Raw genomic sequence first — 26,358 nt, 5'->3', positions numbered from 1 at the left:
TCGGCACGCGAGGTCCGCGACCGGCCCAGTCGGGGTGCTCGGCGGTGTTACGGCGAGACGGCCTGCCATTTCTGGTTGTTGCCGCCCCAGCAGGAGTAGAGCTGGACCTGGGAGTTGGCGAGTTCGACATCCAGGCACAGGCCGGATTGCACACCGCGGATCGTGCCGTCGGAGTTGAAGACCCACTTCTGGTTGTCGCCGTTGTTGCAGTCGTAGATGCCGACGACCGTGAAGTTGGTTCTGCCCTGGCCGTAGGCGTCCAGGCACTTCGTGCCGCCGTAGACGGTGATCTGTCCGGACGGAGTCCTGGTCCACGTCTGGTTGTCGCCGGAGTTGCAGCTGTAGACCATGACCTGGACGTTGTCGCTGGTGGCTCCGGGGACGTCGAGACACTTGCCGGCGCCGAGGTTCCGGAGGGCGCCGGTCGAACCCGAGCCACTGCCGAAGCCGAACTTGACGCGATCGACGCCGCTCTGGTTACGGGTGCTGAGCGTCAGGTCGGTGCCGCTGCCCTGGAGGGCGAACAGCGAGTAGAAGTCGTAGGCGGAATTCTCCTGATGCTTGCCGCCGAGCGCCGGCCAGTAGACCGAGCCCATGCCGAGGGAACGGACCGTGTCGGTCATGGCGCGCAGGTACCGGACGTAGTCCTCGCCGCTGTTCGAGTCGTGGTAGTTGAGAACAATGGGTTCGGCCATCGGCGAGCCGAACTCGTCAAGGATGGTCCGCGCGGCGCAGGAGCCGATCCGGTTCTTCAGTTCGGTGACCCACCCGGGGTAGTCGTGGTCGAACGAGAAGGCGTACAGGTGGACCGACAGCAGGGTCCCGTTGAGGCGGCTGTCGGCGCACACGGAGGTGACGCGGTCGTTGTACCCTTCACCGCTGACGATGATCCGGTTCCTGGGGATCGTCGGACGGCCGGCGATCCAGGCGGCTGCGACGTCGGCCCATTCGGTGGCGCTGTAGCCCATCGGCTCGTTCATCGGCTCGAAGTAGACCAGGGAGTTGGCGCCGTACTTGGCGGTGACGGCGTTCCACATCGCGTTGAACGCGCCCATGTCGACGATCCTGCCTCCGGAGGACGCCCCGTCCTCCCAGTAGGACAGGATGACCTTGAAGCCTCTGGCGGTGGCGGCGTCGATGGCGCCGGTGTAGTTGTCCCCCCACGACGTGCCGGGGACCGAGGAGGTGTTGATCGGCAGCCGGACGGTGTTGGCGCCGAGGATGCTCTGGAACCCGTTGTAGATGGCGTTGGCTTTGGCCCTGACGGTCGCGTAGCTGTCGGACTGGCTCAGGCCTTCGGGGACGACGGGGCCGTTCACGAAGTTGTCTCCGGGCCGGGCCCAGTTGACGCCCTTGAACTGGCTGGTGTCGGCCGCGGCCGGCGACGCCGTGGCCAGCACGCCGATCGGCGCGAGCAACAGCGCGATGAGCGCGCAGACCAGCGAACGGGTCCGAGCGGATGCCGGTCTGGGTAACTTCGGGTGGGGGTGGGTCATCGCTTCTCCCAGTGGGTTGGGGGCCCGAGGGGGCAATGGCAGCCCTTCCAGCCGCCGTGCTCTGGCTACTGCTGATCTGGAAGTGGACGTAGGACCAGCCGCTGACGATTTGTTTACGTAAACATCGTCGTTGAGCTGCTGCTTTGGTTGGATGCGAGGGAAGGGCGGCGCGGAACACGGGCGTAATGTTTACGTAAACTTCCGTTGCGGTATCGTGACACCCGTCCCAGGGGAGGTCAAGGGTTCCCGCCTTGACCGCCAGGAGGATCCCGGCGAACGCGGCAGGCAGGAGCGACACGGCGATGGGCCTGGACGATCCGGACCAGCAGATCCCGGCGGCGCCCGTCGGCGGCGTGGAGCGGCGCCGCTCCGGCATTCCGGGCGGACGCCGCAAGCAGCGGGTATCCATGGCGGATGTGGCCAGGCTCGCGGGCGTGTCCTCCCAGACGGTGTCCAGGGTCGCCAACGGGTATCCGGGCGTGATCGGCACGACCCGCGAGCAGGTGCTCGCGGCCATGCGGGAGCTGGGCTACCGGCCCAACAGCGCCGCCCGGGCGTTGCGATACGGGCAGTTCAACACGATCGGCGTGATCCTCTTCAACCTCGCCTCGACCGGCAACAGCCACACAGCGGAGGCGATCGCCACCTACGCCGCGGCCGAGGGATACGCGATCACGCTGATCCCCATCGACGTCCCCACCCAGGACAACGTGCTGGGTGCCTTCACCCGGATGGGCGAGCTGGCCGTCGATGCCGTCATCGTCATCATGGAGGTCCACCTCCTCGACGCCGGCACGGTGACGCTACCCCCCGGAGTCCATGTGGTCGTCGTGGACTCCGATGCGGGAGATCGCTACAGCGTGGTCGACACCGATCAGGCCGAAGGCGCCCGCCTCGCCGTACGCCATCTCCTCGATCTTGGTCACCGTACCGTCTGGCACGTCACCGGCCCCGAGACCTCCTATGCCGGCCAACGGCGCGCACAGGCCTGGCGCCTCTCCTTGGAGGAAGCCGGACGCCCGGTGCCCACGCCACTGCACGGCGACTGGTCCGCCGAGTCGGGCTACGTCGCCGGACTCGCGCTCGCCGACGAGCCTGACTGCACCGCGGTGTTCGCCTCCAACGACCAGATGGCCCTCGGCCTGCTCCGCGCCTTCCACGAGCGGGGGCGAACGGTCCCGGCCGACATCAGCGTCGTCGGCTTCGACGACATTCCCGACGCCTCCTGCTTCATCCCGCCCCTGACGACCGTCCATCAGGACTTCGCGGAGGTCGGCCGCCGCTGTGTCCAGGGCGTCCTCCAGCAGATCCGCGAGGGTGGTGCCGGCCGCCCCGGCACCGATCTCGTCCCCACGCGGCTGGTGGTCCGCGCCAGTACGGCACCGCCGAGCTGTTGACCGGCATTTCTTTACCGCCCATTCCTGTCTGTGTGGCTTTTTCGCGGTCAAGAATTCTTTCGTGGCCCTTTGATCTCCTCCGGGAACTGGCGTAAAGCGGCTGGGTAGGTTTTCCCGGCGGAGGGAGAACTCACATGGCCAGAATGCGGTACGACGCGCTCCTGGCGAAGGTCAGGAATCTGGCCCCCGAAGAGCGCGGCACGCTGGACTCGCCGTACACGATCTCGAACGAGCTGTACGCCGCGCTGCGCGCGGTGCCGCACGACGTCGGCGGGCAGCCTGACACTCCTCAGCCCTACCTGGAGAAGCAGGAGGAGGACTGGGAGATGAACGCCTACCTGACCTGCGAGTGCCTCGCCTGGCGCGGAGAGTGGAACGCCGAGATGCGGCGCAGGGCGGAAAACGACCTCGGGGTGACGCAGTACTTCGGCATGCCCTACTACGGCCGGTGGATCACGGTGGCCGCCCGGTACCTCATCGACCAGGGGCTCATCACTCCCGACGAGCTGAGCGCCAAGGTCGACGAGGTGCGAGCCCGGCTGGAGGCGAGCAGGTGATGGCCGAGCCGAGGTTCAGCATCGGGGACCGGGTCACCGTCAGGGACGAGACGACGCTTTTCCACGCGCGCACCCAGAAATACACCCGCGGTCACACCGGTGTGGTCGTGGAATACCGGCCCGAATGGGTTATTCCCGAAGACGAGGCGTTCGGCCGCGACCAGGACGGGCGTAAAGAGCACTTCTATGTCGTCCGCTTCAAGCAGCACGAATTGTGGCCGGACTATACCGGATTCGACGTCGACACCCTGGAAACAGAGTTCTCGGAGCGCTGGCTGGAGCCGGCGGACAAGGAAAAGTGATGAGCGGAAGTCACCACGATCACACCGCGTTTCCGGTGGCCTCGACGGTCAGCGAGTTCGAGATCCTCGAGCTCGCGGTGCGGGAACTGGCGATCGAGAAGGGCATCTTCTCGGCCGACGACCACCGCCGCTTCGCCGAGTGGGCCGACGGCGTCGGCCCGCACGGAGGCTCGAAACTGGTCGCCAAGGCCTGGACCGATCCGGAGTTCAAGCAGCGCCTGCTCGCCGACGGCACGCAGGCCTGCCAGGAGGTGGGCATCGACTGGCTGCAGCCCACCGGCACCGGCACGCCGAGCGACTACACCTTCTTCTACGTGCTGGAGAACACCCCGAAGGTGCACAACGTGATCGTGTGCACGCTGTGCTCGTGCTACCCGAGGCCCGTCCTCGGCATGTCGCCCGACTGGTACCGCACGCCGAGCTACCGGCGCCGCATGGTGCGCCGCCCGCGTGAGGTGCTCGCCGAGTTCGGCCTGCACCTGCCCGCCGACGTCGAGGTCCGGGTGCACGACTCCAACCAGAAGTCGCGCTTCATGGTGATGCCCATGCGTCCGGAGGGCACCGATGGATGGAGCGAGGAACGGCTCGCCGAGATCGTCACCCGCGACACCATGATCGGCGTCGCCCTGCCCCAGGTGGGCCGCACCTCCGACAAGTCCGCCGAGGAACTGGCCGCCGGAGGCCGCGCATGAACGCCTACCCCGTGCTCATGGACACCCTGGCCGACATCGGTGAGCGTGGCGACATCAGCCTGCCTTGCCTGGACCACGAGCCTGCGGTGTGGGAGTCCAGGATGCAGGTGACCTGCGAGTGCCTGTCGGCAAGCGGCGTGCTGGACAACCTGGAGCGCCGCCAGGCCGAGGACCGGCTGGGGGAGAGCCTCTACGCCAGGTTCCCCGTCCAGGCCCGCTCCGCGCTGGTGGTGGCGCACACGCTCATGGACCGGCACGTCTTCGCCGAGGAGGAGCTCCGGCGCAAGATGGAGCAGGTACGGGCGCGGCTGACCGAGGAATGACGTCTCCGTCACGTTAATCGACTGGGCGGCGAAAATCGTGTCCTGACCTATCAGGTCTCCGACACCGACGTCTCGAGCCAGGCGATTCGCTCCGTCGTGCTTCGGCGCACCCCTGCTGTCCTACATTTTCGGCACCGGCATCCTGGCCACCACGATCAACCTCGTCGTCGCGCTCACCGTCGTCGTCCATGAATAATACTATTATTTGAGGGCGAGACGAGGGGAGCGAGATGTGAGCGGGCGATTCGCCGGAAAGGTCGCGGTCGTCACCGGTGGCGCGAGGGGGATCGGCGCGGCCATCTCGAGCAGGCTGGCGGGGGAGGACGCCGCGGTCGTCATCGCCGACGTGGTGCCGGCCGACGTCCCCGGCGTCACCTATGTGCCGACCGACGTCGCCTCCGAGGAGGCCTGGCAGCACCTGCGCGAGCTGGTGAACGACCGGTTCGGCCGCCTGGACGTGCTCGTGAGCAACGCGTTCACGCTGCGCAAGGGACCCGCCGACAAGGTGGGCCTCGCCGACTGGAACGCCCAGCTCGCCGTCAACCTCACCGGCTTCTACCTGGGCTTCCGCACCTTCGCCGGCGAGCTGGAGCAGGCGCGCGGCGCCGTGGTGGCGGTCTCGAGCGTGCATGCCGACTTCGGCGTGCCGGGCCATCCGTCCTACGCCGCGGCCAAGGGCGGGCTGCTGTCGCTGACCAGGCAACTGGCCGTGGAGTACGGCCCGGCCGTACGCGTCAACGCTGTGCTGCCCGGCCCGATCCTCACCGCGGCCTGGGACGGCATCGACGAGGCGGGCCGCGAGCGCAGCGCCCGCGCGACGGTGGCCGGGCGGCTCGGCACGCCTGACGAGGTCGCCGCCGCGGTGGCGTTCCTGGCCAGCGGCGAGGCCTCATTCATCACCGGTGCCACCCTGACCGTCGACGGTGGCTGGAGCGTCGTGAAGGACTCTGACTGATATGCGCATTCTGTCGCTCAAGACCTATCTGGTCGCGCCACGGTGGCTCTTCCTGCGTATCGACACCGACGAAGGGATCACCGGCTGGGGCGAGCCGGTGATCGAGGGCAGGGCGGAGACCGTCGCGGCCGCGGTGGCCGAGCTGGCCGACTACCTGGTCGGCGCGGATCCGTTGCGGATCGAGGACCACTGGCAGGTGCTGACCAAGGGTGGTTTCTACCGGGGCGGCCCGATCCTGTCGAGCGCCGTGGCCGGCATCGACCAGGCATTGTGGGACATCGCCGGCAAAACCTACGGAGCGCCCATCCACCGGCTGCTCGGCGGCCCCGTGCGGGACAGGATCAGGGTCTACAGCTGGATCGGCGGCGATGCCCCCGCCGAGGTGGCCGAGGCCGCCGTCAAGCAGGTTGAGGCCGGGTTCACCGCGGTGAAGATGAACGCCGCCGGGAACGTCCGCGCCATCGACACGGCCGCCGAGGTGAAGGCGATCGTGGCACGCCTGGCCTCGGTGCGTGAGGCGGTGGGCGACGGTGTCGACATCGCGCTGGACTTCCACGGCCGCCTGTCGATGCCGATGGCCAGGCGGGTGCTGCCACTGCTGGAGCCCTACCTGCCGTTCTTCGTGGAGGAGCCGGTCGTCCCGGAGCTCACCCGCGACCTGGCGGCGGTGACGTCGCTGACGAGCATCCCGATCGCCACCGGCGAGCGGCTGTTCTCCCGGTGGGACTTCCGGCCGGCGTTCGAGGCGGGGATCGCGGTGGCGCAGCCGGACATCTCGCACGCGGGCGGCATCTCGGAGGTGCGGCGCATCGCCGCGATGGCCGAGACGCACGATGTGACGCTCGCACCGCACTGCCCGCTCGGCCCGATCGCGCTGGCCGCCAGCCTGCAGGTCGGCTTCGCCACCCCCAACCTGCTGATCCAGGAACAGAGCCTGGGCATCCATTACAACGAGCAGGCCGACCTGCTGGACTACCTGGTGGACCGCTCCGTGTTCGCCTACCGTGACGGGCACGTGCCGCTGCTGGAGGCGCCCGGCCTCGGCATCGAGGTGGACGTGAAGGCCGTGGAGCGGGCCGCGGCGGACGGCCACCGGTGGCGCTCGCCGATCTGGCGCCGCGACGACGGCAGCCTGGCGGAGTGGTGATGCGCAGATATCCGGAACGCGGGACACACGGCCGGGTGGTCGAGGCGGTGGGCACCCGCGTCGTCAGCGGCGAACTGCCGCCCGGCACGATCCTCGACATCGACGCGGTGGCGGCGGAGTTCGACGTCAGCAGGACGGCCATCAGAGAGGCCCTCAAGGTGCTGGCGGGCAAGGGCCTGATCGACGCGCGGCCCAAGCGGGGCACGTTCGTGCGCGAGCGCGAGGTCTGGAACCTCATCGACCCGGACGTGCTGCGCTGGCAGTTCGAGTCGATGGCCGACCCGTCGATCCTGGACAAGCTGGCCGAGATCCGCGCCATGATCGAGCCCTCGGCGGCGGCTCTGGCGGCGCGCCGCCGTACGGAAGCGGACCTTACGGAGATCTACGCCGCGCTCGCCGAGATGGACCAAGCGGACGCCACGACGGAGGAGATCGTCGCGGCCGACCTGCGCTTTCACCGCGCGCTGGTCGCCGCGACGCGCAATGAGCTCATCGAGCAGCTCGGGCAGATCATCGAGCTGGGGCTGCGGGCCCGCGACCGCTACGTCCACGGCCACCGGGTCTCGATCAAGCTCGGGCACGCATGGCACCAGGACGTGGCGGACGCGGTGCGCGACCGCGACGCGGAGGGGGCCAGGAACCGGATGCTCGCCCTCCTGCACGCGGCCGCGCGCGACGTCAGGGACGTTCAGTCCGCAAAGTGACCCCCCGCGCGGGAACCTCGCCGAAGGCCTGGTCGGTGTGGTTGATCAGGAAGACGTGCCGTACGTCGTCCCCCACTCTGACCACGGCCTCCACCCCTTCGGGCAGCCCCGGGACGGCCGGAGCCGCGCCTGCCTCGCGGGCGACGCGGCCCATCAGGCCGGCCATCGCGTCAGGGGCAGGACGGGTGGCGAGATACCAGGCGACACCCTTGCCGGACGCGTGGCGGGTGACCGCAGGCTCGCCATTGGCGAAGGTCTCCATCGCGGTCGCGCCCTCCAGCTGGATGTGCTCGCTCCACAGCGTGGCCTCCCCGAGTGACGTGGCGGTGCTCGCCCCGGGCAGCAGCGGATCGAACTCCAGGACCGTCAGCCCGAGCAGGTCGCGCAGCGGCGCCGGGTAGCCGCCCATCCAGATCTGGTCGCGCTCGTCCACGATGCCAGAGAAGAACGAGACGACCAGATGGCCGCCGCTCTCCACGTAGGAGGCCAGGTTGCGGGCGGCCTCCCCGGAGATCAGGTAGAGGTTCGGCACCACGACCAGCCGGTACTTCGACAGGTCTGTGGTGGGCCGGACGACGTCGGTGGTGATGCCCAGCTTCCACAGCGGGTCGTAGTGGTCGCGCAGCCGCCCCATCATGCGGATCTGGTCGCTGGGGTGCGACTCCTGCTCAAGCGCCCACCAGTTGCGCCAATCGAGCACGATCGCCGTGTCCGCCTGGACCCTGGTGCCCGCGACGTCGCCCAGCTCCGCCAGCTCCCTGCCCAGCTCCCGGATCGACGCTGCCGCGCCCCGTCACGGCCGAGGCCGCCGCGCCCCTCACCGTCACGCCCGCGCAGGCGGACCTGACCATCCCCGCCCATCAGGCCGGCGACGCCGTACTGAAGATCACCGCGCCCAGGGACACCCCGCCGGGCGAGCACCGGGTGAAGGTGCGGATCGGGACCGAGACCACCGAGCTGCCGGTCACCGTCACCGAGTCGTGCACCGAGCCCAAGGTGTACGCCACCAGCTTCCACCCGGGCTTCGGACCCGAGCGGGCCGTGGACGGCGACATCTCCACCTTCTGGCACTCGGAGTACGACCCGGTCACGCCGCTGCCGCAGTCCATCACGCTCAACTTGGAGGAGGTCAGGACCGTGAGCGCGCTCACCTACCAGCCGCGCTTCGACGGCAACCTGAACGGCACGATCCTCGCCTACAACGTCTACGTCAGCACCGACGGCCAGGCCTTCACCCAGGTCGCCACCGGCACCTGGGCGGCCGACGCGCGCCTCAAGACCGCCGCGTTCCCCGCCATCTCCGCCCGCTACGTGCGGCTGGAGGGGACCAAGGGCAACGGCGGCCAGTACCTGTCGGCCTCCGAGATCGCCGCTCGCTGACGCCCTGATGGGGGGCGGGCGCGGATGTGGACGCGCTCGCCCTTCCAAGGGCTATCGTCCTTGGCCATGATCGAATCGACCTACCTGCGCGCCACTCAAGTGGCCTACGACACCGTCGCTGCTGACTATGCCGAGCTCCTCCGCGACGAACTGGACGGCAAGCCGCTGGATCGCGCCATGCTGACGGCGTTCGCCGAACTCGTGCAGGCACCGGATGCCGGGGAAGTCGCGGACCTCGGCTGTGGTCCCGGCCGCGTCACCGCCCATCTGCGGTCTCTCGGAGTGAACGCTTTCGGCATCGACCTGTCGCCCGAGATGGTCGCCGTCGCGCGCCGGGACCATCCGGAGCTGCGGTTCGAAGAGGGATCGATGACCGCCCTGAACCTGGCGGACGAGGCTGTCGGTGGGGCCGTCGCCTGGTACTCGACCGTCCACACACCGCCGGAGCTGTTGCCGACGGTGTTCGCTGAGATTCATCGGATTCTGGCCCCGGGCGGCCATCTGCTGATCGCGTTCAAGGTCGGTGACGAGCGTCGCCACCTGGACCAGGGTTACGGCCACAAGTTGTCGCTCGATGTCTACTGGATGCCCCCTGAGCACATCGCCGAACTGGTGAGCCATGCCGGGCTCGTCCTTGACGCTCAGCTGATCCGCGAGCCCGACGAGAGCGAGAAGCCCCGATCGGGCCGACAGGCATTCTTCCTGGCACACAAGCCCCGGGGCAGCGTCTGCTCAACGAACTGAGCCCTTCACGAGCCCCATGCCCAAGGCTGACGACGGCACGTGCACGTGTCGGTTGCACTGGAGGTCGCGGGTAGCCTGACCTGCAGTCGGCGCGTTGACCTGGCAGAACGCCGTGCGTGCCGTCCGCAGGACGAATCGCGGAGCCTTCTGGGAGTCCCCCGGCCCGCACCTTCTACCGACTGGAGACGTGTGTTCAAGGCAACCGGCAGACGATCAGTGGTGCTCGCCACCCTCGCGGCCACCGGGCTCGCACTGACCACCGCGACCACGGCCGCAGCGAGCACGGGCCGCCCCGCCATCATCGGCGGGCGGGACTCGACGGAGACCTACTCGTTCATGGCCTCCTTCAAGCTGCAGAAACTGCCCCAGCACCATTGCGGCGGTTCCCTCATCGCCCCCGACTGGGTCGTGACCGCCGCCCACTGCAAGGGGCTCATGAAGCCCGGCAAGACGCAGGTACGTATCGGCTCACTCGAGCGCGACAAGGGTGGAGTGCTCACCACCGTCAAGCGCGTCATCACCCACCCCAACCAGGAAAAGCCCGGTATGAAGGGGGTGCCCAAGGACGACATCCTGCTTGTCCAATTGGACCAGCGGGTCAACCTCGAGCCCATCCCCATCGCCGACGGCCCCGGCCTGGTAGGCGAGCAGACCCGCGTCATCGGCTGGGGCATGACCTGCGAGGACCTGGACAATCCGGCCTGCGAGAACGGTCCGCGGCAGTTGCAGGAACTCGACACCGTACGCGTGCCCGACACCCGGTGCTCCGAGCTCAACCGTGGCGAGGAGGTGTGCACCGGCGACCTCCACGGGCGCGCCGCCAGCGCCTGCAACGGCGACTCCGGCGGTCCGCAGATCCGCCGGGTGGGCAACCGGTGGGAGCTGATCGGCGCCACCTCGCGCGACGGCGACGACGTGGAGGACCGCATGGACAGCGATGCCGGTTGCTCCACCAGCCCCGACGGTGGGCCAGGAGTCGGCGTCTGGACCGACGTGACCCACTATCGCCCCTGGATCGCCGACACCATCAAGGCATACAGCGCCTCCTGATCACGCGGGCACGCCGGGCCCTGCACGGACTGTCGTGCAGGGCCGCTGGTCTTCAAGGTGCACACTGCTGCGGCCGGGTCCGGTGGTGGGGCACATCGCCTACTGCCCGTGGGGCGGTCGGCTGTTTGGATGAGGCCTCACCGACCCCGTTCCCGACCAGCAGGGAGGGCCGCGATGCCCGAATCGCAGCTACAGAGCGCCGTCCGGTCTGAAGGAGGGCGAGCGCCTGTGATGCGCGCCGTACTCTTCGACCGGGTCGAACCCGGCTCGGACGAACTCGGTATCGTCGTGCGGCACATCGAGCGGCCCGAGCCCGGACCAGGCGAGATCCGCCTGCGGGTGTCGGCCTACGGCCTCAACCAGGCCGACCTGCTGCTGATGGCCGGACGCCACTACGCGACGTCGGACCTGCCGATGGCTGGGCGCGATACGGGTCGCCAAGGCGCTGGGCGCCACGGTGGTGGCCTCCAGCCGTACCTCTGCCAAGCGTGACTTCCTGCTCGATCAGGGGGCCGACGCGGTCATCGCCATCGAGGAACAGGCGTTCGCCCCCGCGTTGCTGGCCGCCACCGGCGGCCGCGGGGCCGACCTGGTCCTGGATGGCATCGGTGGCGGTTTCATCGCCGAGTACGTCGAGGCGCTGGCGATGAACGGCGTCGCCTACATCTACGGCGGCCTGTCGGGCACCAACGACGTCGCCTTCCCGATCCTGCCGCTGGTGCAGAAGCGGGCGGGCGTGGTCGGCTACTCGCTCATCAACGAGGTGCGCGATGCCGACCGGCTTCGGCGGGGCGTGGAGTGGGTCCTGGCGCGGATCGACGATGGCACCTTCGGCCGGCCGGTGATCGACAGCGTCTTCGACCTGTCCGAGGCCGGCGAGGCGTACGCGCGGATGAGGTCGGGCGCCCAGCGAGGCAAGATCATCGTCCAGGTGAGCGACCAGCCCAGCCAATAGTTCTTGTGTTGTTCAGAACAGTGGTGCGGGGTAGGCGCGGGTCGCCTGGTCGGCCAGCCAGGGCTCGTGGATGAGGGCGGTGGGCGTGTCGGCGAGTTCGGGTACGTGTCTGCGTACGTACGCGCCGTCGGGGTCGAAGCGTTTGGCTTGGCGGATCGGGTTGAAGGTGCGGTTCGGGCGGGTGTCGTTGCCCGTGCCGGCGACCCACTGCCAGTTGCCGCAGTTGTTGGCGACATCGCCGTCGAGCAGGTGCTGGAAGAAGTGGCGGGCGCCGTACCGCCAGTCGATGTGCAGGTGCTTGACCAGGTAGGCGGCGGTGATGAGGCGGGCGCGGTTGTGCATCCAGCCTTCGGCCAGCAGCTGGCGCATGCCCGCGTCCACGATCGGTACGCCGGTCATCCCGTGTGCCCATGCCTCGGCGGCATCTGGGTCGTCACGCCACTGGTGGCCGCGTGGCCGGTAGTCGCGGTGGCCGATCTCTGGGAAGGCGTAGGTGACCTGGTGGTGGAAGTCGCGCCAGCACAGCTGCCGGGTGAAGGCCGCGTTGCCGTGGAGGGACAGTTCCAGGGGTGACAGGCAGCCGAAGCGGAGATAGGGGCTGAGCCGTGAGGTGTGGTCGCCGGCCAGGTCGTCGTGCGCCGCCGCGTAGCCGTCCAGGCTCTGCCGGATCCATGAGCGCATCCTCTGGCGGGCGAGGGTCTCGCCGCCGCGCATCCTCTCACGGCTCGGGCCGCCGGGCAGCGTTCCGGGGTCCAGGCCGCCGGGGGTGGGGACCGTGGCGGGTGCGGGCGCGGTGGGTCGTCTGGTCGCCTGGGTCCAGGCCCGCCAGTACGGCGTGAACACGCGGTAGTGGTCGCCGCCCGCCGGTCGCAGCAGGCCGGGAGGGACAACGGTCACGCCGGGAAACGTGCGCAGCTCGATCGGCTCGGCGGCCAGCCGCCGCTGCCTGTGCTGGGCGAGCGCGCTCACGTCGGCGCTGGTGAAGACGGACCGCGCCCCCAGGTGGTGGGCCAGGCGCATCGTCTCGGTGACCGTGTCGCCGTGCCGTACGAACAGCTCGCCACCGCGCGAGCGCAGGGATTCCCGCAGGTCGGCCAGACAGTCGAGCAGGAACCCCGTGCGGTGGCCGGTCGGGATGGCGGGGTCCAGGACGAACAGCGGGACGACCTCGCGGGCCTGTGCGCACGCGGCGCTCAGCGCGGGGTGGTCGTGGATGCGCAGGTCCCGGTTGAACAGGACGATCACTGTCTCCATCACCGGTGCATTCGCGGTGAGCGCGCCGCTGGTTGCAACCGTGAGAGCCTCGGGTCCGAAAGAATAGGCAGTGCGATGGTTGGTCGTGGGGAATCGGCGGAGGAGGCGGGCTACGGCATCGGCGCCGTGTCCCGGCGGCTCGGCGTGCCGGCGCCCACGCTGCGTACCTGGAATCTGCGCTACGGCATCGGGCCGAGCGGGCGCAGCCCGGGCGGGCATCGCCGCTACGACCGGGCGGACCTGCGCCGCCTGGAGGAGATGAACCGGCTCATCCACGAGGGTGTCGCGCCTGCCGAGGCCGCGCGGGCGGCTTTGCTCCTTCGTCCGTACGGCGAGCCGCGGTCCGAGGCGAGCACCGGGCGCGGCCGGCGGGACGCGGGCGCGCCCGTGCCGTCGGCGGCGATGCTGGCCAGAGCCGCGGCGAGGCTGGATGACGGGGCGGTGGACGCGGGCCTCGGGGCGGCGATCGCACGGCATGGCGTGGCCTGGGCATGGGAGCGGTTGGTGCTTCCGGTGTTCGGCACCATCAGCGGGAGCCAGGCTCGCACGGGTGGGGGCATCGAGGTCGAGCACGTGTTCTCCGACCGGGTCCTGGCGGCGCTGCAGCCCCTTATCCTGCCTCCCGCCGAGCCGGTCGGCGAGCGGCCCGTGCTGCTGGCGTGTGCCGAGGACGAGCAGCACAGTCTGCCGGTGTACGCGCTTGCGGCGGTGCTGGCCGGCCGGATGGGGGTGGCGGTGCGGGTGCTCGGCGCGCGCACGCCGTACACAGCGCTGGCGGGGGCGATGCGGTCGCTGGGGCCGTGCGCCGTATTCGTCTGGTCGCAGCAGGCCGTGACCGGCGATCCCGCGCCGCTTGCGGGGTTGCCGACGGTGCGTCCGCCGTGCCGGGTCGTGGTCGGGGGGCCGGGATGGCGGGAGGTGCTCCCGCGTACGGTGATCAGGGTGGATTCGCTGCGGCAGGCCGTAACGCGACTGGTGGCAGCGGCGAGCTGATCAGCGGGCCGCGGCGAGCACATTCCCGGGCATCCTTCCGAAGATCAGCCCGTGGAAGGGGGACAGTGCCCACCAGTACAGGTGGCCGAGCAGCCCGTGCGGGTGGAAGATCGCGCGCTGCTCGTAGATGGTCCGTCCGTTCTCCGTGTGGACGCCTAGCTCGAGCCAGGCCAGGCCGGGCAGTCGCATCTCGGCGCGCAGCCGCAGCAGCCGGCCTGGCTCTATTTCCTCGACGCGCCAGAAGTCGATGCAGTCGCCGACGCGGAGCCTGCGCGGGTCTCGTCGTCCGCGGCGCAGCCCGACTCCGCCGGCGATCCGGTCCAGCATGCCGCGGGCCTTCCAGGCGACGGGAAGGGAGTACCAGCCGTTGGCGCCGCCGATGCCCTCGATGACCTTCCACACCGTTTGCGGGGGGAGGTCGCAGGTCCGTGTGCGGTGGTCGATGTAGAGGCTGCCGCCGGCCCAGTCGGGGTCGGTGGGCAGGGGATCGCTGGGGGCGCCGGGCGTGGAGGCCGAGGACCAGCGGGTGGCGACGTCGGCTTCCTTGATCTTCCGCAGGGCGAGGGTGAGCGCGAACCGGAAGCCGATCAGGCCGCCGGGCGGGTCGGGGACGTAGGCAGCGATGTCGTGCTCGTGGCAGACGGCTTCGTTGCGCAGCGACTCCACCAGGGGGCGCGCGATGGCCGCGGGGACCGGCGTGACCAGGCCGACCCATTGGCTGGACAGCCAGGGGCTCAGCATGGGCACGGGGATGATCAGGCGCGGTGGCAGACCGGCGGCCGCGGCGTAGCCACGCATCATCTCGGCGTAGGTCACCACGTCTGGACCGCCGATGTCGAAGGCCCGGTTGACCTGGTCGGGGATAGAGGCCCACGCCCGCAGATAGCGCAGCACGTCGCGGACCGCGATGGGCTGGGTACGGCTGCGCACCCAGCGTGGGGTCGTCATCACCGGCAGCCGCTCGGTGAGGTGGCGCAGCATCTCGAACGAGGCCGAGCCCGACCCGATGATCACCGCGGCGCGCAGCACGACGGCGGGCACCTGACCATCGAGGAGGATCGTGCCCACCTCGCTCCGGGAACGCAGGTGCGCGGACAGGTCCTGTTCGGAGGTGAGCCCGCCCAGGTAGACGATCCTGCGCACGCCCGCGGCCGCGGCTGCTGCGGCGAACACCTGGACGGCTTCGCGGTCGCTCTCGGCGAAGCCCTTGCCGCCGCCCATGGTGTGGATCAGGTAGTACGCGACGTCGACCCCTTCCAGGGCGGTACGGGTGGCCCGTGGATCGAGGGCGTCGGCGGCCACGATCTCCGTCCGGCTCGCCCACGGCAGGTCGCGCAGCCGGGCGGGGGAGCGGACCATGCAGCGCACGCGGTGACCGGCGTCGAGCAGCTCGGGCACGAGGCGTCCGCCGATGTAGCCGGTCGCCCCCGTCACCAGGCACAACGTCATGAGTCTCCTCCCTGGTGGTTGCGCAGGGTTTGCGCGTACTCCGCGGCCAGGTCGGCGTGCGGGACGATCCTCGGCCTGGTCATGCCGCCCCCAGCAACGTGTGCAGGCGGTGCAGACCACGGGCGGTCCTCGCCTTGACCGTGCCCAACGGCAGGCCCAGACGCTCGGCGATCTCCCGCTGGCTGAATTCGCCCCAGTAGGCCAGCTCGATCGCCTCGCGCTGGGCCGCGGGCAGCTCGGCCAGGGCCCGCCCGACCACATCGCGGGTGGCCAGCGCCTCACCATCGAGCCGCCCGTCGTGACCGGGCAGCTCGGCGATCGAATCCAGCGGTACGGTGGCCGGGCGTCGGCTCCGCAGATGGTCGACAGCACGCCGGTGCGCGATGGCCAGCATCCAGGTTTCCAGGCTCCTGGCCGGATCGAAGCGGTGCCTGCACCGCCAGACCTCGGCGAAGACCACCTGGGTCACGTCGTCGAGCTCCTGAACGGGGATGAGCCGGCGCAGATAAGACCGCACCAGCGGCGCATGCGTCCGGTAGCACTCGGCGAGCGCGTCCATGGCCACCCCCTGCGCCAGATAAGCTACGCAAAACTTATTCAAACGCGATGGGTTGGTCGAGACAACCAAGAACACGAAAAGCCTGGCCGCGGCAGGCTCGGGTCAGCCGATCTGTTCGGCCAGGGCGACGATGATGCCGGCGGGGCCGCGGAGGTAGCAGAGCAGGAAGATGCTCTCGAACTGCGCCACCTCGCCGAGGAGTTCGGCGCCGTGGGGGCGCAGACGGGCGATGGTGTCGTGGATGTCGTCGACGGCGAACATGACGCGATGCAGGCCCAGCGTGTTGGGCGGCGGGTTCTCCGCCTCGGCGCCGATCGCCGCGGGGGTGTGGTATTTCGTCAGCTCCAGCTTGCTGTGGCCGTCGGGGGTCCGCATCATCGCGATCTCGCTCCGGATGCCGTCGAGTCCGACGGTGTGGTCCGCCCAGAGGCCTTCGATCTGCCCCTTGCCTTCCAGCTCCATGCCGAGCTCGGTGAAGAACGCGACGGCGGCATCCAGGTCCTCGACGACGATGGCGACGTTGTCCATCCGCTGAATGGTCATGGTCCCGAGCATAGGACAGCGGCGAGCCGCCGGTTCGTGCGCCGAAATCGGGGGTCACCCACCAGACTTGCCAGATCCCTTCGTGTCCTGTCCACGGACCACGGCTACTCGACTCCGGCGGCGGCCAGTGGTGTCCCGCGGTTGGGCCAGGCGACGTCGTCGATCGTCAGGAACGGCTCGCCGGCAACGTTCGCCGGGGTCACTCCGCTGTACGCGACGACGTCCCTGTGCAGGTGCGACTGGTCGGTGTAGCCGCTCTCCACCGCGACTCCGGCCGGGTCGTGTCCCGCGACCAGGCGGTGGACGGCATGGTCGAAGCGCACCAGCATCGCCGCGCGCTTGGGCGGCAAGCCGAGCTGTGACTGGAACCGGGACCACAGGCGTTTGCGGCTCCATCCGACCTCGGACGCCAGCTGGTCGACCCGGACCAGACCACGGCTGACAACGATCCGGTGCCAGGCCCAGGCCACCTCCCGGTCCACGAACGATCCGGCCCGACGGCGGCGGGCGAGCAGGGCCTCCGTCAACGCGAAGCGGTCCTCCCAGGAGGAGATCTCGCTCAGTTGCTCACCGATCCGCGACGCCTCCCGGCCCCACAGGTCGTCGAGGGAGACCATGGTGCCGTCCAGGTCGGCCGGGCAGACGCCTAGAATCGCGCGTGTGATCAGCGGCGACAGGCGTACCTGCACGCACTCGACGTTCTCGCCGCTCGCCCGGACCGCGCCTCCGTATCCGAACCCGACTCCGGCGACCAGACTGCCCCGCTGCCGCCGTCCGGCGGCATCGTCCAGGACAGGCCGGGTGGCACCGAACTCCAGCACGAGCGTCACGCCCGGGTGCGGAATCATCCGGATCGCTCCCACATCGGGAACACCGAAGCCGGCCATGGTGACACCGGCCACCCGGCCGAGCCGCCGCGGAGACGCGACGTCCCACACAGCCGTATCGGCACGATCGTTCGCGGTAGGCCGCATTCGTCCCATGCTACGTGGGCCGATCGACGGGAACATTCGTCCAAGACGACACCGCGCACAGGCGGCAACAGTGGCCTCATGACTGTTTCCGACCGCGAGCCGAACCTGAGCGACCACGCCGTGGCCACAGAGGATTCGACCCTCCCCCTGGCCGACGGCGACATGTACGTGCGTCAGGACGGCCCTCGCGACGCCCCCGTACTCCTGCTCATCCACGGGTCCGCGGCTTCCACCCGTTCGTGGGACGCGCTGGTCCCGCTGCTGACCGAGTCCCATCGCGTCATCCGGATCGACCAGCTCGGGTACGGCCGGTCAGCCGAACCGGCCGACGGCAGCTACGCGATCCCGGACCAGGCCCGCCGGGTCGGCCTGGCACTGGACCGGCTCGGTGTACGGCACGCCGTAGTCGTCGGCCATTCCAGCGGCGGCATGGTCGCCACCGCCCTCACGGACCAACGACCCGAACTGGTGTCAGCGCTCGTACTGATCAACACCGGGCCGCGCCTGGACGCGGTCATCGCGCAGGGGTCCGCCATTGACCCTTCGCAGTGGGAGCAACTGACCGACGAGCAGCTCCGCCAGGCCGCGAGCGCCGCGTTCGGCGAGGGCTTCGAGATCCCTCGGGAGTTCCTGGACGAGATGCGCGGCATGACCTTCCACGCGTTCGTCATGGCAACACAGGCGGCCGGCGACTACCTGGAGCAGCAGGCACTCCCCGATCGGCTGACGCCCCTCGGCAAGCCACTGCTGGTGATCTTCGGCGAGCAGGATCGGAGGTTGCGATCCTCGTCCGCCGCCCTGTATCGCGTCGTTCCGGGGGCGCGCGTCGAGTTGCTGCCCGGCAGCGGACACACTCCCATCATCGAGGATCCGCAACGAACCGCCGAACTACTCCTCGCCTTCGCCGCGATCCACGACGCGCAGCCGGACTGAGACGCGGCTCCCATCTCAGTTGAAGACGACGACGGCAGCTAGTCCCGGGGTGCGGCCGTCAAGGGCCAGTGCTGGACGCTCGTGTGACTGGCGTACGGCAAGCGCCACCAGCCCAGCCGAGTCGCGTAATTCATCCCTTCGAGTCAGCAACCGCTGGTCCGTGCGGCTACGGGAGGGCGCGGGCGAGGGCGTCGACGAGTCGCCGAGCGTGCCCGCCGTCGACGTCCAGGTCCGGGTTGAAGTCGGCCACGCTGAGTCCCACCAGGGCGGGCGAGGCCAGCATGGGGCGCAGCAGAGCCACGAACGCCTCCCAGTCGAGCCCGCGAGGCTGGGGATAGCTCACCGCAGGCAGTGCGGCCTCATCGAGGGCGTCGACGTCGAGATGCAGCCACACCGGGCCCCGCGCCGCCAGCGCCTGCTCCCACCTCCGGCCCACCCGTTCGGGTCCCGCCGCCGCGATCTCCTCCGCGCTCACGCGCCCCATCGCGTCGGGGACCCGCCCGAGCTCCTCCGCCGTCTCCAGGCTCAGCGAAGCAGGCCGGTGCCCGAGGATCACCACGTCAGCGGGCTCGATCAAGGGGACCTCTCCGGCCAGGTCAACCAGGCCGGGCGGTCCGTCCCCCGTGAGGATCGCAAGATCCATGTCGGCCGCCTCACCCGAGGGCGATGAGGTCCCGTCGTAGTAGTCCGCGTGGCCGTCCACGAACCACAGGCCCACCCGCCCCACGGCGTCGCGTACACCAGCCATCGTCCCCAGCAGCAGCGTGCAGTCCCCGCCGACCACCAGCGGACGCTCGCCCCCCGTCAGCGTGGCCGCCACGGCCTCACGCAACGCCTGCGAGCAGGCGCACAGCTCCGAGAAACCGATGATCCCGGTGGCCGGATCACGCACCGGGTCCCGCAGCGGCGGCGCCACGTCACCAGCGTCGGCTGCCCCGAACACCCCCGGCAGCCCGGCGCGGCGCAAGGCCTGCGGCGCGTGCTCCTCTCCCCGACCGGCACCCGAGGAGTCGATCGGCGCACCGAGCACCGTCCACATGCCCCAACGCTATCCCGGTCACGTCCACTCCTGCTTCTGTGGAAGTGGGTGTGTCGCCGGGGATCACTCGGATGCGAGCTTCGGCGAGAATGCCCAGGCCCATGCGGCGCCTGGCCTCCAGCCCACTGGGCTGATCACGACAGCAGGTCGCGCCACAGGGACGGCACGAAACGGCGCCCCTGCTGTTCCGCCAGCCGGTCGGTCACTACATCGAGTACTTCCACTCGACCGCTTCCCTTGCCCGCGCGCTGATGCCACCCGAGGAAACCGCCCAGTTCCGCGCTGAGGTCGAAGACGTGGTCGGTGACTATCGGGACTCCAACGGTGAGCTCGTTCTGCGTACCACGGCTTCGGTCGTATGGGGGCGGGTCGCCCCTCGCGCTTCAAGTCAACCGCCGACCAGGTGCTGAAGGTGTGACCTGACACCCAAGCGGACGGTCGGCATCGCCACGCTGATCGCGGCCGCCGTCTGGCCGGACATATCGCGTACGGCGGCGCCGATGGCGGTGACGCCGGTCTCGGTGAGCTGGTCCGTAGCGTGAGGCAGGATTTCCCGGCCCTGCGCGCCCGGCGGCAGGGTCAGGTGCGGCCGGCGATCCGGTCGAGCAGTTCGGCGAGCAGCATCCGCTCGCCGGGGGTGAAGCCGCCCTCCATCTCCTCCACCAGGGTCCGCAGCGCGACCGCGTGCCGGACCGGGTCGCGCTCGGCCGCGCCGGGCTCCTGCACGGCGATCGCGGCCAGGACGGACTCGCGCACCGCGGTCGACACGGTCAGCTGCCGCTCTTCTGGCGGCAGCGAGATCAGGCTGAGGGTGACGCCCATGCAGGCCGCGTGCACCATCTGCGCTGCGCGCTCCACCGGCACGCGCAGCAGGCCCGCCGCGGCGGCGCGACGCAGCATCTCCCGCAGGATCTCCTGCGCCTGCCGGGCGGCTTCGTCGGAGGCGTGCTGCTGATACATCAGCCGGTAGTGCGCCGGATGCCGCAACCCGAACTCCACGTGCAGATCCCAGCCGATGCGCAGGTCGTCGATCGGGTCGCCGGAGGGCGCCTGGTCCTTCTTCTCGGCCAGGTAGCGGGTGAAGCCGTCGGCGGCGACCGCGTCCAGCAGGCCCTGCATGTCCCCGAACAGCCGGTAGATGGCAGGTGGCTGGACCCCGGCCGCGGCACTGACCGAGCGGGTCGTCACCGACTCCTGCCCCTCTGTTTCGAGCAGGTCCGCCGCTGCGGCGATGATCCGCTCCCGCATGTCTTCACGCCTCACCATGCATCAATGGTAACCAATTTCTGCTATCGACATTTGCATCATTGATAACGCCTGACTAGTATCACTGCTAACAGCGCTCAGGCGTGTGGTCTCCGCGCGGGGCCCGGGCCTGCAAGAAACGCGATAACTGATCGTCATACCGAAGGGATGCAGCACATCATGAGCACCACCACCATGCGCGCGGTCCAGATCACCCAGCCGGGCGCGCCCTTCTCTGTCACCCGCGTCGCCGTGCCTGACCCGGCTCCCGGCCAGGTCCGGGTCCGCGTGCATGCCTGCGGGGTGTGCGGCGGCGACGCCGTCGCCCGCTTCGGCCTGCTCGGCGTGCGGTTCCCGCGCATTCCCGGCCATGAGGTCGCCGGCGTCGTGGACGCCGTCGGCGAGGGCGTCACGGCTTGGCAGCCCGGCCAGCGGGTGGGCGTCGGCTGGCACGGCGGCCACTGCTTCACCTGCGAGTTCTGCCGTCGCGGCGACTTCGTCAACTGTGAACGGCGCACGATCGTGGGCGTCAGCTACGACGGCGGCTACGCGGAGTACCTGCTCGCCCCGCAGGCCGCGCTCGCCCGGATCCCCGAGCAACTCTCCTTCGAGGAGGCCGCACCGATGATGTGCGCGGGCGTCACCACCTACAACGCGTTGCGCAACAGCGGGGCTCGCCCCGGCGACACCGTTGCCGTACACGGCCTCGGCGGCCTGGGCCACCTGGCCGTGCAGTACGCCGACAAGATGGGCTTCCGCGTCGTCGCCGTCAATCGCGGCAGCGACAAGGAGAGCCTGGCCCGCGACCTGGGCGCGGACGACTACATCGACAGCGACTCCGGCAGCGCGGGCGAGGCCCTGGCGAAGCTCGGCGGCGCCCAGGTCATCCTCGGCACGGTCGGCGTTGCCGCCGCCCAAGCCGACATCGCCCAGGGACTGCGCCCCAACGGCCGCCTGGTGGTCATCGCCTCCGACCACGACCACCGGCCCATCCCGATCAGCGGCGACCTGCTGGTGTTCGGCCGGCGTGAAGTCACTGGCTGGTACAGCGGCCACGCCCAGGACAGCGAGGACGCGATGAACTTCGCGGCCCTCACCGGCGTCCGGCCGCTCGTCCAGGCCTACCCGCTGGAGTCTGCCGAAGAGGCGTTTCAGTCGATGAACAGGGCCCGCTTCCGCAACGTGCTGACCATCTGACACCCCGCCGATCCCGTTCCCCGTCGGGAACGGGATCCCACCAGGACAGCGGGGCGGTCCATCAGGGATGATTACTCTGTGCTGTCGACCAACAACGGAAGGCCATCATCCGATGAGCGGTGAGGTACGACCTGCTTCAGTCAAGCTCACCAGCGACTGGATGGCCGTCATCCGCGCCCGCGAACACGCCCAGCCCGACGCCTACCTGCACGACCCCTGCGCCGCCGCCTTCGTCACTCCCGCGTCCGAGGCGGCGCTCGACGTGATCCAAGCCGCCGGGCTCCCCTCCCCGATCGTGCCGATCAGGGGCAGGCTCGGCGACATCACGCTGCTGGAATCCGGGCTGAAACAGGTCGTCTGCCTGGGAGCGGGCACCGACGCACGCCCTTACCGGCTGCCCGTACCACCCGATCTGGCGTATTTCGAGGTGGACCTCCCGGGCCAGCTGGATGGAAAGACCGAGCTTCTGAAAGCAGCCGGGTTCCAGGCGCGGTGCGAGGTACGGGTGGTGGAGGCCGATCTGCGTGCCGGGTGGACCGATGCGCTGCTGGCGGCTGGATACTCCCCGGCCGAGCCGGCCCACTGGATCGCCGAGGGCCTGTTCTACTACCTCACCCCGGCGGAGGGCACCGCTCTGCTGTCGGCGATCAGCGAACTGGCCGCGCAGGGCTCGTGGCTGACCTTCGACGGCCCGCACGTCCGGTTCCTCACCGATCCCGCGAAGGCCGGCTTTCACCACCAGATGCGTGAAAGGGGCGCGCCGTTCGTGGGCTCCTTCACCGACCCGGTGGAACTGCTGGCCCCGCACGGCTGGTCCGCGCAGGCCGTGGTTCATCGCGACCTGGCCGCTTGCGCGTGGCTGCCCAAGCCGCCCGCTCGCCTGCTGAATCCCGGCCTCGATCTCTGGCTGGCCCGCGCGCACCGCCGCTGAAGGCCAGTCAGTGGCGAGTGCGGGCGATGAGGGATGTGGTCAGGGCCGCGGCGACCGGCAGCACGGTGAGACCGATGAGGTAGATGAGACCGATCGGCCACAGCCCCTGGTCACCCCGGTTCCTGATGACGCCGACCACGAAGTGGACGAGGAACGGGGCGGCGGCGAGCGGGCCGTACAGGAATCCCATCCGCGGCGCCTGCCAGCCTGCCAGGCCCGCCAGCACGGCCAGGAGCAGGAACGAGGGGATCAGGATTGGCGAGTCGAAGACCTCGCGCGCGGCGTCGGGGGCGACGTCGGCGCCGGTGACCAGGCAGAGCAGCAGCAGCCCGGTCCCGGCCGCCACCATGGCAACAGCCCAAAGAGCGCCAGAAAGAGGCATGAAACTCCTTAACTCCAGTTACAGGCTCCGCTTGGGGAGATCGCCGGTTAAGCGCTCGGGTACTCATCTTCGACTAGGTAGAAAGCGCCGCCCCCTCCCGGCGTGCCCGGTCCGCCGCCGCCTGATCCCCGGCCGCCGCGTACGCCTGCGCGAGGCTCGCCAGCGCACCCGCCAGGAACTCCTGCCACCCCCGCGTTCGCCACAGCCGCACCGACTCCTCCAGCCGGTACACCGCCTCCTCGATCCGCCCCTCGGCCAGGTCCACCTCGCCCAGCACCCACAGCGCGTCGGCCCGATGGTGGGCCAGGCGGTGGGAGCGGCTGAGCGCCTCGGCCGCCTCAGCGGCCGCCCGGGCCCGCGGGTCGTGGTGAACGGCGTAGAGCCTGGCCAGCGCCACCAGTCCCATGGTTTCCAGGAGCGGATCGCGGATCTGCCGGTAGATGGCCAGCGCCCGCACCATGTACTCAAGCCCCGCCTCGAACTCCCTGGCGTGCCCGTGCGCCAGCCCCAGGAACTGCAGCGTCGTGGCCTCGAAGCGCGGGTTGCCCAGCTTCTCGGCCAGCTCCAGCCCGAGCAGCAGGTGCTCGATCGCCATGGTGATGCGTCGCGTGCCGTACGCGACCGCCATGCAGACGTGCGCCCTGGCCTGCCCGCCCAGGTGACCGGTCTCCTCGGCCAGGCTCAGCGCGGTCCGCCCCGACTCCAGGCCCTGCGCCATCTCGCCCCTGGCCGCCTGGCCCCAGGCGCGCAGCACGTAGGCGTCGCACAGCCCGCGCTGCTCGCCGAGCTCGGTGAACATCTCGATCAGCCGCCCCGCGCCGTCGTACTGGGCGGCCATCGCCTCGCCGCCCGACTCCATCCACGTGGTGGCGTGCATGAGGCCCCGCCGTACCACCGCCTCGCCCAGCCGGTCGCCGGCCGCGAGGCACGCGTCGAGGACGCGCTCGTGCAGCGAGCGCCAGTCGTCGAACAGCCCGCACACGTCGAAGTAGCGTTCCACGCAGCAGGCCGTGTCCCACGCGAGCGCGCTCAGGCCGAGCGCGCACGCCTGCCGGATCGCCGCGATGAAGGCGGCGCGCTCGGCGTCGAACCAGGCGATCGGGTCGCGCTCGGCCGGGTACTTCCACGCGGCGCCGTCGGGGGAGTCCCAGCGGGGAGCCGGCCCATGGATGATGGCCGAGGTGGTGGTGCCGGGCAGCTTTTCTGTGGCGAGCTCGGCCAGCGCGAGCCACGCCCCGAAGACCCTGCTCAGGGCCTGGGTCGCCGCGTGCGGGTCGTCTTCGGTGGCGCCGAGCTCGCGGGCGTACAGGCGCACCAGGTCGTGGAAGCGGTAGCGGAGCTGCCCGGCTGGGTCCACGCCCGCGATCAGCACCAGCTGGGCGTCCACCAGCTTCTCGACCAGCTCCTCGCCGGCCCCCACCGGCAGGTCGAGCAGCGCGGCGACCACCCACCCGGCGAAGTCGGGCACATCCAGCGTGCCGAGCAGCCGGAAGGCCCGGCGCGCCTGGTGGTCCAGCCCCACGTAGCTGAGCGCCAGGCTGGCCCGCACCGCGAGGTCGCCCGCGCTGAACTGGTCGAGCCGCCGCCGCTCGTCGGTGAGCTGCCCGGCCAGCCGGCTCAGTGACCAGTGCGGCCGTCCCGCCAGCCGCGCGCCGGCCACCCGTACGGCCAGCGGGATGCGGTCGCTCAACCGCACGATCTCGGCCGCCGCCTCCGGCTCGGCGCGCACCCGCTCGGGGCCCGCGATCCTGGACAGCAGCTGTACGGCCTGCCCGCTCGGCAGCACCGACAGCTCGATCAGCGTCGCCCCCGACAGCCCGGCCAGCCGCGCCCTGCTGGTGACCAGTACGGCGCAGCCGCCCGTGCCCGGCAGCAGCGGGCGTACCTGCTGCTCGGAGGCGGCGTTGTCGAGCACCACGAGCATCCGCCGCTCGGCCAGCCGGCTGCGGAAGACCGCGGCCCGCTCCTCGGCCGTCTCGGGCAGCGTCGAGCGCGGCACCCCGAGCGCGGTCAGGAAGGCGGCCAGCACCTGGGCGGGGTCGGCGGGCGTGGCCTCGGCGCCGTGCAGGTTCGCGTGGAGCTGGCCGTCGGGGTAGTGGGAGGCGATCCGGTGGGCGGCGTGGACGGCCAGGGTGGTCTTGCCCACCCCGCCCATCCCGGTGATCACGCACACGCGCACCGGGCCGGGCCCAGGCGGAGGGTCGACGCCGAGAAGGTCCACGAGCTCGGCAAGCTCCTCGGTGCGCCCGGTGAAGTCGGAGATGTCGGCCGGCAGCTGGGCGAGGGCGGGCTCGTCGGCGGGGACGGTGGCGGTGTCCACAGGCAGCGTGCCGGTCAGGATGGCCTGGTGCAGGTGACGCAGTTCGGCGCCGGGATCGAGCCCCAGCTCGGCCGCGAAGACCCGGCGGGCGTCCTGGTAGGTGGCAAGCGCCTCGGCCTGCCGTCCCGACCGGGTCAGGGCCAGCATGAGCTGGGCGCGGGGCCGCTCGCGCAGCGGGTGCTCGGCCACCAGGTGGCTGAGTTCGGCGATGAGGGCGGCGTGCCGGCCGCGGGCCAGGTCGGCCTCGATCCGGTTCTCCAGCGTGGCCAGACGCTCCTCCTCCAGCCGGTGGGTGTGGTCGCGCAACCCCTGGGTGAGGTCGAGCCCGGCGTAGGCGGGGCCGCGCCAGAGCGCGAGCGCCTGCCTGAGCAGCGCGGCCGCCCGCTCGTGGTCCCCGGCGGCCAGTGCAGTGCCGCCCTGCTCGGCCAGGGATTCGAAGCGGGCGGCGTCCAGCTCGCCCTGCTCGACCACCAGCACGTAGCCGGTGCCGGTGCGGACGATCCGGTCGCGGCCCAGCGTCCTGCGCAGCTGGTGAACGTAGAGACGGAGGTTGTCGGTGGCGGTACGGGGCGGGCGCCGGCCCCACAGCGCCTCGACGAGTTCGGCGGGGGAGACGGCGCGCCCTGCTCGGCAGATCAGCTCGGCGAGCAGGGCGCGTGGTTTACCAGCTCCCAGCGGGAGCTGCCGGGCATCGGCTGAGACCTGAAGCGGGCCTAAGACGGCGTACTCCATCGCGTCCCCTGCACAAAGAAGATCAAATTCGCTTCAATGTGCATGATGGTTTGACTCCCGTCAAGACATGCCGTACGAACACCGGCGGGACGGTGTCCTCTGTCC

Annotated in this window: 29 protein-coding genes; 17 read left to right on the top strand and 12 right to left on the bottom strand. The window is 70.2% G+C overall.

Annotated features, from left to right (window positions below; translation table 11 throughout):
- Positions 1-47: 47 nt before the first annotated feature.
- Positions 48-1,496 carry a ricin-type beta-trefoil lectin domain protein gene (locus tag ACIBHX_RS24540; RefSeq protein WP_397069534.1) on the bottom strand — a complete coding sequence of 483 codons (1,449 nt, stop codon included), beginning with the start codon at positions 1,494-1,496 and terminating at the stop codon, positions 48-50.
- Between the two features lie 251 nt (positions 1,497-1,747).
- On the opposite strand from ACIBHX_RS24540, the gene ACIBHX_RS24535 reads away from it, so the two are divergent.
- The 8 genes from ACIBHX_RS24535 to ACIBHX_RS24500 all read left to right on the top strand — a co-directional run bounded on the left by ACIBHX_RS24535 (position 1,748) and on the right by ACIBHX_RS24500 (position 7,573).
- Entirely contained in the window at positions 1,748-2,893 is a 1,146-nt protein-coding gene (locus ACIBHX_RS24535) for a LacI family DNA-binding transcriptional regulator (protein ID WP_397069533.1), read from the top strand.
- Positions 2,894-3,027: 134 nt separating this feature from the next.
- Positions 3,028-3,450, top strand: coding sequence for a hypothetical protein (locus tag ACIBHX_RS24530; RefSeq protein WP_397069532.1), 423 nt, complete (start codon positions 3,028-3,030; stop codon positions 3,448-3,450).
- Positions 3,450-3,752: an SH3-like domain-containing protein gene (locus ACIBHX_RS24525; RefSeq protein WP_397069531.1), complete on the top strand. Its 303-nt coding sequence runs from the start codon at positions 3,450-3,452 to the stop codon at positions 3,750-3,752. The genes ACIBHX_RS24530 and ACIBHX_RS24525 overlap by 1 nt, the downstream gene beginning before the upstream one ends.
- Positions 3,752-4,444, top strand: a complete 693-nt coding sequence (gene scnC / locus ACIBHX_RS24520; protein WP_397069530.1) for a thiocyanate hydrolase subunit gamma — start codon at positions 3,752-3,754, stop codon at positions 4,442-4,444. The genes ACIBHX_RS24525 and scnC overlap by 1 nt, the downstream gene beginning before the upstream one ends.
- Complete coding sequence (locus ACIBHX_RS24515; protein ID WP_397069529.1) at positions 4,441-4,767, top strand: ScnB; 327 nt, start codon at positions 4,441-4,443, stop codon at positions 4,765-4,767. Before scnC ends, ACIBHX_RS24515 begins: the two co-directional genes overlap by 4 nt.
- Before the next feature lie 232 nt (positions 4,768-4,999).
- Positions 5,000-5,722 (top strand): SDR family NAD(P)-dependent oxidoreductase, encoded by a 723-nt coding sequence (locus ACIBHX_RS24510; RefSeq protein WP_397069528.1) that lies wholly within the window; start codon positions 5,000-5,002, stop codon positions 5,720-5,722.
- A gap of 1 nt (position 5,723) precedes the next feature.
- The gene (dgoD, locus tag ACIBHX_RS24505) at positions 5,724-6,869 is read left to right on the top strand and encodes a galactonate dehydratase (protein ID WP_397069527.1); all 1,146 of its coding nucleotides are present in this window, start codon (positions 5,724-5,726) and stop codon (positions 6,867-6,869) included.
- Positions 6,869-7,573, top strand: a complete 705-nt coding sequence (locus ACIBHX_RS24500; RefSeq protein WP_397069525.1) for a FadR/GntR family transcriptional regulator — start codon at positions 6,869-6,871, stop codon at positions 7,571-7,573. The genes dgoD and ACIBHX_RS24500 overlap by 1 nt, the downstream gene beginning before the upstream one ends.
- Here ACIBHX_RS24500 and ACIBHX_RS24495 read toward each other — a convergent pair.
- Entirely contained in the window at positions 7,548-8,276 is a 729-nt protein-coding gene (locus tag ACIBHX_RS24495; RefSeq protein ID WP_397069579.1) for a beta-galactosidase, read from the bottom strand. The two genes, ACIBHX_RS24500 and ACIBHX_RS24495, sit on opposite strands and share 26 nt — an antisense overlap.
- A gap of 221 nt (positions 8,277-8,497) precedes the next feature.
- Here ACIBHX_RS24495 and ACIBHX_RS24490 point away from each other — a divergent pair, with 221 nt between their 5' ends.
- From ACIBHX_RS24490 to ACIBHX_RS24470, 5 genes are all read left to right on the top strand, one after another.
- The gene (locus ACIBHX_RS24490) at positions 8,498-8,953 is read left to right on the top strand and encodes a discoidin domain-containing protein (protein ID WP_397069524.1); all 456 of its coding nucleotides are present in this window, start codon (positions 8,498-8,500) and stop codon (positions 8,951-8,953) included.
- A gap of 66 nt (positions 8,954-9,019) precedes the next feature.
- Positions 9,020-9,697 carry a class I SAM-dependent methyltransferase gene (locus ACIBHX_RS24485; RefSeq protein ID WP_397069523.1) on the top strand — a complete coding sequence of 226 codons (678 nt, stop codon included), beginning with the start codon at positions 9,020-9,022 and terminating at the stop codon, positions 9,695-9,697.
- Between the two features lie 219 nt (positions 9,698-9,916).
- Positions 9,917-10,747, top strand: a complete 831-nt coding sequence (locus tag ACIBHX_RS24480; protein ID WP_397069522.1) for a S1 family peptidase — start codon at positions 9,917-9,919, stop codon at positions 10,745-10,747.
- A gap of 231 nt (positions 10,748-10,978) precedes the next feature.
- Positions 10,979-11,239: a hypothetical protein gene (locus ACIBHX_RS24475; RefSeq protein WP_397069521.1), complete on the top strand. Its 261-nt coding sequence runs from the start codon at positions 10,979-10,981 to the stop codon at positions 11,237-11,239.
- Entirely contained in the window at positions 11,205-11,702 is a 498-nt protein-coding gene (locus tag ACIBHX_RS24470) for a zinc-binding dehydrogenase (protein ID WP_397069520.1), read from the top strand. The genes ACIBHX_RS24475 and ACIBHX_RS24470 overlap by 35 nt, the downstream gene beginning before the upstream one ends.
- Positions 11,703-11,714: 12 nt before the next feature.
- Here ACIBHX_RS24470 and ACIBHX_RS24465 read toward each other — a convergent pair whose 3' ends face one another.
- A complete protein-coding gene (locus ACIBHX_RS24465; protein WP_397069519.1) occupies positions 11,715-12,956 on the bottom strand; it encodes a cryptochrome/photolyase family protein in 1,242 nt (413 codons plus the stop codon).
- Between the two features lie 75 nt (positions 12,957-13,031).
- Between ACIBHX_RS24465 and ACIBHX_RS24460 the strand changes: the two genes are divergently transcribed.
- Entirely contained in the window at positions 13,032-13,949 is a 918-nt protein-coding gene (locus ACIBHX_RS24460; RefSeq protein WP_397069518.1) for a MerR family transcriptional regulator, read from the top strand.
- Here the strand turns inward: ACIBHX_RS24460 and ACIBHX_RS24455 are convergent, their stop codons facing one another.
- The 4 genes from ACIBHX_RS24455 to ACIBHX_RS24440 form a co-directional block, all read right to left on the bottom strand.
- Positions 13,950-15,398 carry an SDR family oxidoreductase gene (locus ACIBHX_RS24455; RefSeq protein ID WP_397069517.1) on the bottom strand — a complete coding sequence of 483 codons (1,449 nt, stop codon included), beginning with the start codon at positions 15,396-15,398 and terminating at the stop codon, positions 13,950-13,952.
- Between the two features lie 79 nt (positions 15,399-15,477).
- Positions 15,478-15,957, bottom strand: a complete 480-nt coding sequence (locus tag ACIBHX_RS24450; protein ID WP_397069516.1) for an RNA polymerase sigma factor — start codon at positions 15,955-15,957, stop codon at positions 15,478-15,480.
- A 102-nt stretch (positions 15,958-16,059) separates the two neighbouring features.
- Entirely contained in the window at positions 16,060-16,485 is a 426-nt protein-coding gene (locus tag ACIBHX_RS24445) for a VOC family protein (protein WP_397069578.1), read from the bottom strand.
- A gap of 119 nt (positions 16,486-16,604) precedes the next feature.
- Positions 16,605-17,474: a helix-turn-helix domain-containing protein gene (locus ACIBHX_RS24440; RefSeq protein ID WP_397069515.1), complete on the bottom strand. Its 870-nt coding sequence runs from the start codon at positions 17,472-17,474 to the stop codon at positions 16,605-16,607.
- 78 nt (positions 17,475-17,552) lie between these two features.
- Between ACIBHX_RS24440 and ACIBHX_RS24435 the strand changes: the two genes are divergently transcribed.
- The gene (locus ACIBHX_RS24435; protein WP_397069514.1) at positions 17,553-18,407 is read left to right on the top strand and encodes an alpha/beta fold hydrolase; all 855 of its coding nucleotides are present in this window, start codon (positions 17,553-17,555) and stop codon (positions 18,405-18,407) included.
- A 166-nt stretch (positions 18,408-18,573) separates the two neighbouring features.
- Here the strand turns inward: ACIBHX_RS24435 and ACIBHX_RS24430 are convergent, their stop codons facing one another.
- The 3 genes from ACIBHX_RS24430 to ACIBHX_RS24420 form a co-directional block, all read right to left on the bottom strand.
- Positions 18,574-19,446: an arginase family protein gene (locus tag ACIBHX_RS24430; RefSeq protein WP_397069513.1), complete on the bottom strand. Its 873-nt coding sequence runs from the start codon at positions 19,444-19,446 to the stop codon at positions 18,574-18,576.
- Positions 19,447-19,834: 388 nt separating this feature from the next.
- On the bottom strand, positions 19,835-19,993 hold the full coding sequence (locus ACIBHX_RS24425) for an IclR family transcriptional regulator C-terminal domain-containing protein (protein WP_397069577.1): 159 nt from the start codon (positions 19,991-19,993) through the stop codon (positions 19,835-19,837).
- A gap of 32 nt (positions 19,994-20,025) precedes the next feature.
- Complete coding sequence (locus tag ACIBHX_RS24420; protein ID WP_397069512.1) at positions 20,026-20,712, bottom strand: TetR/AcrR family transcriptional regulator; 687 nt, start codon at positions 20,710-20,712, stop codon at positions 20,026-20,028.
- Positions 20,713-20,871: 159 nt separating this feature from the next.
- Here ACIBHX_RS24420 and ACIBHX_RS24415 point away from each other — a divergent pair, with 159 nt between their 5' ends.
- A complete protein-coding gene (locus ACIBHX_RS24415; RefSeq protein ID WP_397069511.1) occupies positions 20,872-21,888 on the top strand; it encodes an alcohol dehydrogenase in 1,017 nt (338 codons plus the stop codon).
- Between the two features lie 112 nt (positions 21,889-22,000).
- On the top strand, positions 22,001-22,819 hold the full coding sequence (locus ACIBHX_RS24410; RefSeq protein WP_397069510.1) for a class I SAM-dependent methyltransferase: 819 nt from the start codon (positions 22,001-22,003) through the stop codon (positions 22,817-22,819).
- Positions 22,820-22,826: 7 nt separating this feature from the next.
- On the opposite strand, the gene ACIBHX_RS24405 is transcribed toward ACIBHX_RS24410, so the two are convergent.
- The gene (locus ACIBHX_RS24405; protein WP_397069509.1) at positions 22,827-23,168 is read right to left on the bottom strand and encodes a hypothetical protein; all 342 of its coding nucleotides are present in this window, start codon (positions 23,166-23,168) and stop codon (positions 22,827-22,829) included.
- Between the two features lie 106 nt (positions 23,169-23,274).
- Complete coding sequence (locus ACIBHX_RS24400) at positions 23,275-26,253, bottom strand: AfsR/SARP family transcriptional regulator (RefSeq protein ID WP_397069508.1); 2,979 nt, start codon at positions 26,251-26,253, stop codon at positions 23,275-23,277.
- Positions 26,254-26,358: the final 105 nt, after the last annotated feature.

This window comes from Nonomuraea sp. NPDC050536 (assembly GCF_044457685.1).
Lineage (GTDB): Bacteria > Actinomycetota > Actinomycetes > Streptosporangiales > Streptosporangiaceae > Nonomuraea.
Note: the sequence above shows the minus strand (reverse complement) of the source record. Positions and strands in the feature narration are given on the sequence as shown.

Bases quoted from the DNA above. Each gene is read 5' to 3' on its own strand.
- ACIBHX_RS24540 (WP_397069534.1), bottom strand. From the start codon at position 1,496: ATGACCCACCCCCACCCGAAGTTACCCAGACCGGCATCCGCTCGGACC.
- ACIBHX_RS24530 (WP_397069532.1), top strand. From the start codon at position 3,028: ATGGCCAGAATGCGGTACGACGCGCTCCTGGCGAAGGTCAGGAATCTG.
- ACIBHX_RS24525 (WP_397069531.1), top strand. From the start codon at position 3,450: ATGGCCGAGCCGAGGTTCAGCATCGGGGACCGGGTCACCGTCAGGGAC.
- scnC (WP_397069530.1), top strand. From the start codon at position 3,752: ATGAGCGGAAGTCACCACGATCACACCGCGTTTCCGGTGGCCTCGACG.
- ACIBHX_RS24515 (WP_397069529.1), top strand. From the start codon at position 4,441: ATGAACGCCTACCCCGTGCTCATGGACACCCTGGCCGACATCGGTGAG.
- dgoD (WP_397069527.1), top strand. From the start codon at position 5,724: ATGCGCATTCTGTCGCTCAAGACCTATCTGGTCGCGCCACGGTGGCTC.
- ACIBHX_RS24500 (WP_397069525.1), top strand. From the start codon at position 6,869: ATGCGCAGATATCCGGAACGCGGGACACACGGCCGGGTGGTCGAGGCG.
- ACIBHX_RS24485 (WP_397069523.1), top strand. From the start codon at position 9,020: ATGATCGAATCGACCTACCTGCGCGCCACTCAAGTGGCCTACGACACC.
- ACIBHX_RS24475 (WP_397069521.1), top strand. From the start codon at position 10,979: ATGCGCGCCGTACTCTTCGACCGGGTCGAACCCGGCTCGGACGAACTC.
- ACIBHX_RS24465 (WP_397069519.1), bottom strand. From the start codon at position 12,956: ATGGAGACAGTGATCGTCCTGTTCAACCGGGACCTGCGCATCCACGAC.
- ACIBHX_RS24460 (WP_397069518.1), top strand. From the start codon at position 13,032: ATGGTTGGTCGTGGGGAATCGGCGGAGGAGGCGGGCTACGGCATCGGC.
- ACIBHX_RS24455 (WP_397069517.1), bottom strand. From the start codon at position 15,398: ATGACGTTGTGCCTGGTGACGGGGGCGACCGGCTACATCGGCGGACGC.
- ACIBHX_RS24450 (WP_397069516.1), bottom strand. From the start codon at position 15,957: ATGGACGCGCTCGCCGAGTGCTACCGGACGCATGCGCCGCTGGTGCGG.
- ACIBHX_RS24445 (WP_397069578.1), bottom strand. From the start codon at position 16,485: ATGGACAACGTCGCCATCGTCGTCGAGGACCTGGATGCCGCCGTCGCG.
- ACIBHX_RS24440 (WP_397069515.1), bottom strand. From the start codon at position 17,474: ATGCGGCCTACCGCGAACGATCGTGCCGATACGGCTGTGTGGGACGTC.
- ACIBHX_RS24435 (WP_397069514.1), top strand. From the start codon at position 17,553: ATGACTGTTTCCGACCGCGAGCCGAACCTGAGCGACCACGCCGTGGCC.
- ACIBHX_RS24430 (WP_397069513.1), bottom strand. From the start codon at position 19,446: ATGTGGACGGTGCTCGGTGCGCCGATCGACTCCTCGGGTGCCGGTCGG.
- ACIBHX_RS24420 (WP_397069512.1), bottom strand. From the start codon at position 20,712: ATGGTGAGGCGTGAAGACATGCGGGAGCGGATCATCGCCGCAGCGGCG.
- ACIBHX_RS24415 (WP_397069511.1), top strand. From the start codon at position 20,872: ATGAGCACCACCACCATGCGCGCGGTCCAGATCACCCAGCCGGGCGCG.
- ACIBHX_RS24410 (WP_397069510.1), top strand. From the start codon at position 22,001: ATGAGCGGTGAGGTACGACCTGCTTCAGTCAAGCTCACCAGCGACTGG.
- ACIBHX_RS24405 (WP_397069509.1), bottom strand. From the start codon at position 23,168: ATGGTGGCGGCCGGGACCGGGCTGCTGCTGCTCTGCCTGGTCACCGGC.
- ACIBHX_RS24400 (WP_397069508.1), bottom strand. From the start codon at position 26,253: ATGGAGTACGCCGTCTTAGGCCCGCTTCAGGTCTCAGCCGATGCCCGG.